Annotated in this window: 7 protein-coding genes; 5 read left to right on the forward strand and 2 right to left on the reverse strand. The window is 42.0% G+C overall.

The window, feature by feature from the left end; translation table 11 throughout:
* Nucleotides 1-34: 34 nt before the first annotated feature.
* Nucleotides 35-547, reverse strand: coding sequence for an acyl-CoA thioesterase (locus ABDV94_RS12275; RefSeq protein WP_343747481.1), 513 nt, complete (start codon nucleotides 545-547; stop codon nucleotides 35-37).
* Between the two features lie 105 nt (nucleotides 548-652).
* Here ABDV94_RS12275 and ABDV94_RS12280 point away from each other — a divergent pair, with 105 nt between their 5' ends.
* Nucleotides 653-1,639 carry a bifunctional phosphoglucose/phosphomannose isomerase gene (locus tag ABDV94_RS12280; RefSeq protein ID WP_343747482.1) on the forward strand — a complete coding sequence of 329 codons (987 nt, stop codon included), beginning with the start codon at nucleotides 653-655 and terminating at the stop codon, nucleotides 1,637-1,639.
* Nucleotides 1,640-1,701: 62 nt separating this feature from the next.
* On the opposite strand, the gene ABDV94_RS12285 is transcribed toward ABDV94_RS12280, so the two are convergent.
* The gene (locus tag ABDV94_RS12285) at nucleotides 1,702-2,493 is read right to left on the reverse strand and encodes a hypothetical protein (protein ID WP_343747483.1); all 792 of its coding nucleotides are present in this window, start codon (nucleotides 2,491-2,493) and stop codon (nucleotides 1,702-1,704) included.
* A gap of 105 nt (nucleotides 2,494-2,598) precedes the next feature.
* On the opposite strand from ABDV94_RS12285, the gene ABDV94_RS12290 reads away from it, so the two are divergent.
* From ABDV94_RS12290 to recA, 4 genes are all read left to right on the forward strand, one after another.
* The gene (locus ABDV94_RS12290; protein WP_343747484.1) at nucleotides 2,599-3,486 is read left to right on the forward strand and encodes a TIGR01777 family oxidoreductase; all 888 of its coding nucleotides are present in this window, start codon (nucleotides 2,599-2,601) and stop codon (nucleotides 3,484-3,486) included.
* Nucleotides 3,487-3,748: 262 nt separating this feature from the next.
* A complete protein-coding gene (locus tag ABDV94_RS12295; RefSeq protein WP_343747485.1) occupies nucleotides 3,749-5,323 on the forward strand; it encodes a hypothetical protein in 1,575 nt (524 codons plus the stop codon).
* A 148-nt stretch (nucleotides 5,324-5,471) separates the two neighbouring features.
* Nucleotides 5,472-5,930 (forward strand): thioredoxin-dependent thiol peroxidase, encoded by a 459-nt coding sequence (gene bcp, locus ABDV94_RS12300; RefSeq protein WP_343747486.1) that lies wholly within the window; start codon nucleotides 5,472-5,474, stop codon nucleotides 5,928-5,930.
* Between the two features lie 81 nt (nucleotides 5,931-6,011).
* On the forward strand, nucleotides 6,012-7,043 hold the full coding sequence (recA, locus tag ABDV94_RS12305) for a recombinase RecA (protein ID WP_343747487.1): 1,032 nt from the start codon (nucleotides 6,012-6,014) through the stop codon (nucleotides 7,041-7,043).
* Nucleotides 7,044-7,969 lie beyond the last annotated feature (926 nt).

Here is a 7,969-nt window from a genome sequence, read left to right on the forward strand (position 1 = left end):
GTCCACTTTTCAATTCTCCGTTTTCAATTAAAGCCTAATCGATAAACAACTTCTTCAACTCCGTTGCATCCTTCGGATTCATCTTCCTGGCCAAAATCAATGCCAGCTGTCTGCGTCTCAAAGCACCTTCATAACGTTCAATTTCTTCCTCCGTCTCAGGAATTAGCTCCGGAACCTGGATTGGTCCGCCATGCTGATCCACAGCCACAAACGTATAAATGGCTTCATTAGGCTTCGTACGCGTTCCGGAAATATTGTCTTCTACGAATACATCCACAAAGACCTCCATCGAAGAATTGAACGCGCGAGAAACCTTCGCTTCCAGTGTTACAATAGAAGCATGATTGATCGGGGAATTGAAACTGACATTGTTTACATTGGCGGTTACGACGACTCTTCGTGAGTGCCGGTGCGCAGAAACACTTGCAATTTCATCCATCCAGGCCAACAACTGACCACCGAATAAATTTCCAAGCGTATTGGTATCGTTCGGTAGAACTACTTTCGTTGTAATCGCTAATGTTTCCGATGCATATCGAGGCTTCATCTTCAATTTTTTAGTAAAAGTACACTAATTTATTTCCGGGTGAAGATTTTTAAAACTTCTTCAGTTGAAAAAGCCTTATTATATTTACAAACTTCAAAATGAACTATGGAAAAACTCATTCAGGAATTTTCGTCCAATATCAGTGAAGCTCTGGAAATTGCAGCTAAAGTAACCATTGTAAAACCAGGCCATGAAATCAAAAACATTGTGATTTGCGGCATGGGTGGTTCAGGTATCGGAGGGAAAATTGTTTCCCAATGGGTTCAAAACTACTGCCCGGTTCCGGTTTTGTCCGTTCAGGAATATACCTTGCCAGCATTCGTAGATAAACACACGTTGGTGATCGGATCGTCCTATTCCGGGAATACGGAGGAAACCCTTTTTGCGCTGGAAGATGCGAAAGACCGTGGAGCAGCCATTATCGGAATTTGTTCCGGAGGTGCTTTGGAGCAGTTTTGTAAAGCAAACAACTATCCGTATGTCATTGTTCCGGGAGGAAACCCGCCGAGAACAGCGCTGGCATTTTCATTGGTGCAGTTGTGTAATATCTTCCTGCAGCTGGGGTATGCACAGAAAAGCATCCTGAACGAGATTTCGAATGGAAAAGTATTGATCGATGCTGAGTTGATCCACATCAAATCCGAAGCGATGCGCGTGGCGAAAGCACTTCAGAAAAGAACCATTGCGGTATACGCCGGATCTGCTTATGAAGGAATCACCATTCGTGCAAAACAGCAGTTTAATGAGAACTCAAAAGAATTGTGCTGGCAGCACGTCATTCCGGAAATGAACCACAACGAACTAGTTGGATGGGGAGGCGGAGACAACCGCTATGCGTGTTTGTTTATCCAAACCGGAGACCTGACGATGCGTAACCAGAAACGTTTTGACATTTCCATTGAACGCACCAAATCAAAAACAGATAAGGTAGAGGTCATTGAAGCAAAAGGAGCTACGATCGTAGAAAAAAGCATCTACCTGATTCATCTGATCGACTGGATTTCGTTGTATCTGAGCGACCTGAAGCATGGAGACCCGATCGAAATCGAAATCATTGATTACCTGAAAGCAGAACTTGGTAAGATCAAATAAATTCAAAATGCAAAATTCAAAAAGAGTCATTCCTTTTGAATTTTGCATTCACAATTTTGCATTTAGTCTACGAATTTCCCGCCTGCATATACCTGGAATTCAAATCCACGGTCATCATGCACCTCAAAATTCACTTTGACTTTCGCGCCCAGGTATTTGTCCGGATCGCTGTACAAAATATTCACGAGTTGATCCCGGTAATCCAGTCGCAAAGCGGTTGTAAAACCGTTCGGATCATCCGGCCCCAAAATCAGGTAGCTGAAAATATCCTGGTGTACAAATCCCTGGAAAGTGGTACTGAATTCTTTCTCCGAGTTCAAAGCATCCATCGCGCGATCCATTTTGATCGGATGCAACGGAGCCGGTTTGTATTTTGACTTATTAATATCGTCCTGGAAGGAAGCCGTGCGCTCTTTCGTTTTGAGGATTTTCCCTTTTTCATCGTAATAAGAAATACGGTCGATGAAAACAGCCTCGTTTGTTCCGTCGATCTGGTCGATCAATTCCTGCGTCATGAAAGGCTTTCCGTCATTGAGGAAATAAAAACGTGTTCCGTTGGTTTTCCCGTTTCCGTCAGAAAATTGTTCTTCGAGAATCTGGATCACATTGGTCGAATCCAAATGACCGATTACTTCAATCATCGTTCCGTCGGCTTTTTCGTAGTGCAATGAATTGGCAATTAACCCGGATGCTTCCGTGATCTTTTTCAATTGCAGTACATGTGCATCCATTTCAGCTTCATTTTTGAAATGTTTTACAATGACCTTTTTCTCTTTAACTGCCGGTTGATCTGTTTGATCGGAACCACAGGAAACCAATCCGATGAGTAAAACGGGGAAAATATACTTTTTCATAGCTTTTGTTTCATTCAAAATGAAGTGACTTGTAAAAGTAACAGGTTTATAACAAATGGCAGTCTTTTTTTGGGCTAAATTAGGTTCGGAATTTAAAAAGAGCATATGGAAAAGATTCTGATTGCAGGAGGTTCGGGATTAATCGGAACAGGCCTGTCGGCACATTTAAGAAGTTTGGGTCATGAGGTTTGGATTCTGACGCGTAAACCATCCGATCCGGGTCATTTTTTTCTCCATTGGGATCCGTCTGCCAAGACAATCGATCCGTCAGCTATTGAACATACAAGCGTGCTTATTAACCTCTGTGGAGCGGAGCTGGCTGGTGGAAGATGGTCAAAAGCACGCGTGAAAGAACTCTACGATTCCCGCATTGAAACGACCAACTTGTTGTTTGAAGCGTTTAAACAATCTTCGGCGCTCAAACACTATGTATCGGCTTCCGGGGCGGTGGCTTATGGGTTTGAACATCCGGAAAAAACCTACACGGAAGCAGATCCGTTCGGGAACGACATGATTTCTGACATTACCCGGAAATGGGAAAAGGCAGCCGATCAGTTCGGTGAAAAATGTCTTGTTTCCAAAGTGCGGATTGCCGTTGTGCTGAGTAAAAACGGCGGAGCTTTGGCAAAACTAGCTGCCCCGGTGAAAAAAGGATTCGGTGCGGTTCTGGGCTCCGGGAAACAAGTTATTCCGTGGATCGAAGACCGCGATTTGTTTCGCGTATTCGGTTTTGTGATCGACCATCAACTGGAAGGAGCATATCATGCGGCAACGGGAAATACGACCAATAAGGAATTAACCCAGGTGATTGCCCGCGCACTCAAAAAACGTTTATTGCCTCCTGTACCCGGCTTTTTGGTTCGCTTGTTATTTGGGAAAATGGCCGTGATGCTGCTTTATGGAAACCGCGTTTCCAATGATAAAATTCGTTCTGCAGGATTTTCTTTTGAGGATGGAGATCTTAATTCAACAATTCGACGTATTTTTGGGTAAACAAAAAACCCTTTGCCAAAAGGCAAAGGATTTTTTTGCTATTAATCGAAAAAACAAGAGCACCCCTACTCCTGTTACTCAAACGAGTACATTTTTGGTGACAAATGATGTTTAAATCATTCGAACAGTACAAAGATGAAACATATCGTTAAATATTCGAAATCAATGTTTTTAATATTTACGATAACCAAGCATGAATTGACATTGATTAAAATATTGAAAATCAATACTTTATAAGTGATAATTTAATTAAAAAATTACAATGTCCACAGGGTCAACAGACAGTTTAGTTCGCTTGATTTCTTCCCTATCAAAGGCCGAAAAGCGGAGTTTTAAGCTTTATGCGAACCGGAATTCTTCGTCTCAGGAAGAAATAAAATACCTCCAGCTCTTTGATTTGATCGAAAAAACGGAGAATTATTCAGATGAACTGGCAATCGCCAAGATCAAAGGACTCAAAAAGAGTCAGCTGTCGAATATCAAAGCTCATTTATACAAACAGTTGCTCACGAGTCTGCGATTGCAGCATGCACCGCATTTGCCGACGATTGAAATTCGGGAATCCATGGATCATGCCCTGATTTTATATGAAAAAGGATTCTACAACCAGGCCTTGAAATTACTGGAGAAAGCCAAGCAGAATGCAATTAAAATTCAGTCGACGGTTTTGCACATGGAAATCCTCGATTTTGAAAAATTCATCGAATCGCAGCACATTACCCGAAGCGTTCCTTCGAGAGCAGACGAGCTCACGGCAGAAAGCAGGGCTTTGAGTAAACACATGCAGGGAACGACTCTCTTCTCGAACCTGTCGCTGCAGCTTTACGCCCTGAATGTGCGTGTGGGTTTTGTAAGGGACGAAAAGGATTACCGCTTCGTACAGGAATTCTTCGCGAAACGTCTCCCGGAATACAATATTTCGGAATTGAGCTTCGAAGAAAAAATGCACCTGTACAATGCCTATGTGTGGTACTATTACATTACGCAGGACTTCCTGATGTGCTTCAAATACGCCAGTTTGTGGGTGAAATTATTCGAAGATCATTCGCACGTCAAAGACCATTACCGCGAAATGTACCTGAAAGGGCTCTACAACCTGCAGAATGCCTTGTTTAACCTGAGAAACCACAAACGTTTGCTGGAATCGATCAAAAAACTGGAAAGTGCAGACCTGGGGGACCGCGAAAACGAAAATATTGCCTTGCTGCACCGCAACTACTGGCTCACGGCTAAGATAAACTACTATTATTTGTGTGGAACTTTTTCCGAAGGACTGGAGATCGTGCCGAAAGTGGAGCAATTTATTTCCGATCACGAAGACCGCCTGGATAATCACCGGATTATGATCCTGTATTATAAAGTAGCGTGTCTGTATTTCGGGAACGGAGACAATAAAATGGCGATCAAGTATCTGAACCGGATCATCCAGTTGCGCGACGTATCGTTGCGGGAAGACATCCAGGCATTTGCGCGGATTCTAAACCTGATTGCACATTTCGAACTGGGAACGGACGATCACCTGTTGGATTACCAAATCAAATCGGTATACCGTTTCCTGAGAAACATGGGTGATTTGCACGGGGTGCAGCGCGAAATTCTGAATTTCCTGCGCCAGCTTCCGTTTGCAGACGATGTGTCCCTCATGCGTGCGTTCCGTATTTTGCATGGAAAACTGGTAAAACTATCCAAGTTGCCGTACGAAAAACGTCCGTTCCTCTACCTGGATATCATTTCCTGGTTGGAATGTAAGATCCAGAAACGCCCGGTTCAGGAAGTAATCCGCAGTAAATTCCTGTTGGAGCAGGAAACAGGCCAAAGTGTTTATTTCCCTGAATAACAGAAAATAAATAATAACACATATCTTTCACACAACTTGTTTGACGAAAAATTAAACAAAAAGAATGCTTAAAATTTGTCAATTTAAAATAAAGCTGTACTTTTGATTATATATTCGTCGGATAATCGTTTAAATACTCAACAATTAAATGACCGGATTAAAAATTGGTGACCGGATCCCGGATTTTCGCGGAACGGATCAGGATGGAAAAGAATGGACGAATCAAAGCTTTGAAGGAAAAAAGCTGGTGATATACTTCTATCCGAAAGACAATACTCCTGCTTGTACGAATCAAGCCTGCAGTCTACGAGATTCGTACCAGGAGTTAAAAGAGAAGGGCTATTCAATTTTAGGAGTAAGCATGGACACGGAAAAAATGCACACGCGTTTTAGTGAGAAGTTTAGCTTACCTTTTCCATTGATAGCAGATACGGAGCGTAAAATGATCGATGCGTTCAAAGTGTGGGGGTTGAAAAAATTCATGGGGCGTGAGTATGACGGGATTCACCGGACCACGTTTATCGTGAATGAAAAAGGAGTGATAACGCACATTATAGAGAAGCCGAATACAAAAAATCACGGTGAAGAGATTTTAAATTTGATTTAGATCACAACATCGTAAGTAGTTTACGATCTACTGGACATACCTTTGCAGAAACGATAATAAAAACGATTAAAATTAAACGATATGGCAGTGAAAGAAATTAACCCGGAAAAATTGAAAGCGCTTCAGCTTACCATGGAGAAGTTGGATAAAACTTTTGGAAAAGGATCTGTAATGAAGTTGGGAGACAATGCGATTGAAGAAGTGGAGGTGATTCCTTCCGGTTCCATTACATTGGACTTGGCTTTGGGAGTAAATGGTTATCCGAAAGGACGAATCGTTGAAGTGTATGGTCCTGAATCATCCGGAAAGACAACCCTGGCAATTCATGCCATTGCGGAAGTGCAGAAACAAGGAGGAATTGCAGCAATCGTGGATGCGGAACACGCATTCGATCAGTTTTATGCTCAGAAATTGGGTGTAGATATCGACAACTTGTTGATCTCACAGCCGGATAACGGAGAGCAGGCACTGGAAATTGCAGACAGCCTGATTCGTTCAGGAGCAGTAGACCTGTTGGTAATTGACTCCGTTGCAGCCCTGACTCCGAAAGCAGAGATCGAAGGAGAAATGGGAGATTCACAAATGGGACTGCAGGCTCGTTTGATGTCTAAAGCATTGCGTAAACTGACCGGTTCGATCAACAAGGCAAAATGTTGTTGTATTTTCATCAACCAGCTGCGTGATAAGATCGGGGTCATGTTCGGAAACCCGGAAACAACAACGGGAGGAAATGCCTTGAAGTTCTATGCTTCCATGCGTATCGATATCCGTAAATCAAGTCAGATTAAAGAAGGTGAAGATGTGATCGGAAACCGCGTAAAAGTAAAAGTGGTGAAAAACAAAGTTGCACCTCCGTTCCGCAAAGCAGAATTCGACATCATGTATGGTGAAGGAATTTCCAAAGTAGGTGAAATCATCGATTTGGGAGTAGAACTGAATATTCTTAAGAAAAGCGGATCCTGGTTCTCCTACGGAGAAACCCGTTTGGGACAGGGAAGAGACTCCGTTAAAAATATGATTGCCGACAACCCGGAATTAATGGATGAGTTGGAGGCAAAAATCAAAGAAGCTCTTGGCGCTGGCGGTGCTGCAGTGCCGGCAGACCAAGACTAACTGCATATCGTTTCCGATAAGTCCCGTAAGCAATTGCGGGACTTACATCGGAAAATGATCTAATACACGACCACGATCCGAATAATCCTATTTGGAATACAAGTGATTTTCAACTCCCGTTGATGAATCCATTTCGCCAGGGGCGGGCGCAGATTATAATCGAAGTGCATCTATATAAATAAGGAATATCATTTCACTGAACTCAGACCGATACCAATAGCGTCATTTAATATGGAATGAAGGAAGGTTACTATTTACATCTATAAAATAGATTAGTCCTTATATATAGTATATGGTAAGACCTGTGGTGATAGGGTAAGAGTGTTTTTAGAAAATATCAGCGAAAGAGAGGGAAAACGAATCTGTTTCCAGGTTTTCGGAACGAACGGATAAAAAATCATAGGCTGCATACGATACTTACGGGAACTTTCGTGGGTTAATCGGCTTCAATAGGAGTGAATGATTAAGAGTTCGGACGATTATGAATGTTAAATAACAGGATTTAACCATGAAATCATTGCTTCTTCAATTAAAATTCCCGGATAAACAGGCACTTTTTCTCCCGAATTAGAGAATATCTAAAGGATTCTTCGGTGAGTAAAACCGGGAAAACAGCTGGAGTTCCTTGTAAGGAGTTAAAAAGATTGAAAAAACTTCATGTTTTAAGCAGTTTTATTTCAGTTAGTTAAGACTTTGTTTTAAGACAGGATTAAAAATAAGTGATAAAAACGCTTGTAAAAGTAAAAAGAGTACGTACCTTTGCACCCCGCAAACGAGCGGTGATTGAGTTGAAGGGTTGAAAAAAGTTTAAAATTTTCTTCACAAACACTTGTTAGAAACAAAAACTTGATTACCTTTGCAACCCCGAAAACAACGGGAAACATTACAAAGAAAGACTTGAACAGCGGTTCGGTTTTAAAATGAAA

The organism is Fluviicola sp. (assembly GCF_039596355.1).
Lineage (GTDB): Bacteria > Bacteroidota > Bacteroidia > Flavobacteriales_D > Crocinitomicaceae > Fluviicola.

Coding starts and splice junctions, on each gene's coding strand:
- ABDV94_RS12275 (WP_343747481.1), bottom strand. CDS start 547: ATGAAGCCTCGATATGCATCGGAAACATTAGCGATTACAACGAAAGTA.
- ABDV94_RS12280 (WP_343747482.1), top strand. CDS start 653: ATGGAAAAACTCATTCAGGAATTTTCGTCCAATATCAGTGAAGCTCTG.
- ABDV94_RS12285 (WP_343747483.1), bottom strand. CDS start 2,493: ATGAAAAAGTATATTTTCCCCGTTTTACTCATCGGATTGGTTTCCTGT.
- ABDV94_RS12290 (WP_343747484.1), top strand. CDS start 2,599: ATGGAAAAGATTCTGATTGCAGGAGGTTCGGGATTAATCGGAACAGGC.
- ABDV94_RS12295 (WP_343747485.1), top strand. CDS start 3,749: ATGTCCACAGGGTCAACAGACAGTTTAGTTCGCTTGATTTCTTCCCTA.
- bcp (WP_343747486.1), top strand. CDS start 5,472: ATGACCGGATTAAAAATTGGTGACCGGATCCCGGATTTTCGCGGAACG.
- recA (WP_343747487.1), top strand. CDS start 6,012: ATGGCAGTGAAAGAAATTAACCCGGAAAAATTGAAAGCGCTTCAGCTT.